The 2,500-nt window shown below is 53.5% G+C and carries 1 tRNA gene and 2 rRNA genes (1 of these 3 cut by a window edge); all 3 read right to left on the minus strand.

Going from position 1 to position 2,500, the window contains the following annotated elements:
* Positions 1-4: 4 nt before the first annotated feature.
* Positions 5-81 (minus strand) — tRNA-Met (locus ACIK7D_RS19430).
* A gap of 102 nt (positions 82-183) precedes the next feature.
* Positions 184-298: ribosomal RNA gene (rrf, locus tag ACIK7D_RS19435) — 5S ribosomal RNA — on the minus strand.
* 403 nt (positions 299-701) lie between these two features.
* Positions 702-2,500, minus strand: a 23S ribosomal RNA gene (locus ACIK7D_RS19440); it runs 1,249 nt beyond the window's last position.

The following is a 2,500-nucleotide window of genomic DNA, read 5'->3' on the forward strand; positions in this document are numbered from 1 at the left end:
GATTTGGTTGCGGGGGCAGGATTTGAACCTGCGGCCTTCAGGTTATGAGCCTGACGAGCTACCGGGCTGCTCCACCCCGCGTTGACTGGTTTTATTATAGCATAAAGGCCGCTTGATGCGGCCTTTTGATTTGGGCTTTGTGCCGGTTTTTGTGAATGAGAAGATTTGTGTTGCGTTTTGCAGACCTGGCAGCGACCTACTCTCCCGCGTCTTGAGACGAAGTACCATTGGCGCTGGGGCGTTTCACGGCCGTGTTCGGAATGGGAACGGGTGCAGCCGCCCCGCGATAACCACCAGGTCGGCAAAACGCAACATATGATCCATGCGGAACGCATGGATCATATGATTGCTTGTTTATTGGTGTGCCTTATCCTGTTCGCTTGACGCTCACAGGGGACACCAATTGGCCATACGGTCACCTCGACTATGAGGCAACGTCTGATCCAAGCGATCACAGACCATGTTTTCACATGGAAACTGTTGTTTCGAGAAGCTGGAGAGCCAAGGCTCTATTTAATTGACACGTCTTTCTGTGACCGGTCCGTATTCAGCCTTTGCTCGAGATCGAGCGAGGCAGCCATACAGGACGCTAGTCCGTCGCGCCACGTGGCGCGCGCCGTCTGCAGCGCAGCGGCCGAAGGCCGCGACAGCGTGAAGACAGAACAGATGATGCTCATCTTCGATGAGCATGAACAATGGGAACGAAGAAGTCGATCGAGCTATTAGTAACGGTAAGCTTCACACATTGCTGTGCTTCCACACCCGTCCTATCGACGTGGTCGTCTTCCACGGCTCTGATAGGGAACACTCGTTTTCAGGTTGGTTTCCCGCTTAGATGCCTTCAGCGGTTATCCATTCCGTATATAGCTACTCTGCTATGCCCTTGGCAGGACAACAGATCCACCAGAGATACGTCCATCCCGGTCCTCTCGTACTAGCGACAGAACCTGTCAATATTCCTACACCCACGGCAGATAGGGACCGAACTGTCTCACGACGTTCTGAACCCAACTCACGTACCGCTTTAAATGGCGAACAGCCATACCCTTGGGACCTGCTCCAGCCCCAGGATGCGATGAGTCGACATCGAGGTGCCAAACAACCCCGTCGATATGGACTCTTGGGGGTCATCAGCCTGTTATCCCCGGCGTACCTTTTATCCGTTGAGCGATGGCCCTTCCACACGGGACCACCGGATCACTATGACCGACTTTCGTCTCTGCTCGACTTGTCAGTCTCGCAGTCAGGCTAGCTTATGCCATTGCACTCGACGACCGATTTCCGACCGGTCTGAGCTAACCATCGCGCGCCTCCGTTACTCTTTCGGAGGCGACCGCCCCAGTCAAACTACCCACCATACACTGTCCCGGATCCGGATAACGGACCGCGGTTAGACATCCACGAAGATAAGGGTGGTATTTCAAGGATGGCTCCACAGAAACTGGCGTCCCTGCTTCAAAGCCTACCACCTATCCTACACATGCCTTGGCGAATGCCAGTGTAAAGCTATAGTAAAGGTGCACGGGGTCTTTCCGTCTGACCGCAGGAACCCCGCATCTTCACGGGGAATTCAATTTCACTGAGTCTATGTTGGAGACAGCGGGGAAGTCGTTACGCCATTCGTGCAGGTCGGAACTTACCCGACAAGGAATTTCGCTACCTTAGGACCGTTATAGTTACGGCCGCCGTTTACTGGGGCTTCAGTTCAGAGCTTGCACCCCTCCCTTTAACCTTCCAGCACCGGGCAGGCGTCAGACCCTATACGTCGTATTGCTACTTCGCAGAGCCCTGTGTTTTTGATAAACAGTCGCTACCCCCTGGTCTGTGCCACCCCATCATACTTGCGTACAAAAGGGTCACGCTTCTTCCGAAGTTACGCGTGCAATTTGCCGAGTTCCTTCAACATAGTTCTCTCAAGCGCCTTGGTATACTCTACCTGACCACCTGTGTCGGTTTCGGGTACGGTCTATACGGTGGAGCTATTTCCTGGAACCTCTTCGCCGCCCAACCAATCCAATAAGGTTGAACAACACACGAGATCCGTCACTACCACCAGGCCCACGAATATTAACGTGGTTCCCATCGACTACGCGTGTCCGCCTCGTCTTAGGGGCCGGCTAACCCTGCTCAGATTAACTTTAAGCAGGAACCCTTGGTCTTTCGGCGAGGGAGTCTCTCACTCCCTTTATCGTTACTCATGTCAACATTCGCACTTCCGATATCTCCAGCAGCCCTCACGGGTCCGCCTTCACAGACTTACGGAACGCTCCGCTACCACTTGCGATTACTCGCAAATCCTCAGCTTCGGTGCATGGCTTTAGCCCCGTTACATTTTCGGCGCAAAGACCCTTATTTAGACCAGTGAGCTGTTACGCTTTCTTTAAATGATGGCTGCTTCTAAGCCAACATCCTGGTTGTTTTGGGATCCTCACATCCTTTCCCACTTAGCCATGACTTGGGGACCTTAGCTGGAGGTCAGGGTTGTTGCCCTTTTCACGAC

This window comes from Agrobacterium sp. P15N1-A (assembly GCF_044626815.1).
Classification (GTDB): Bacteria; Pseudomonadota; Alphaproteobacteria; order Rhizobiales; family Rhizobiaceae; genus Agrobacterium; species Agrobacterium leguminum.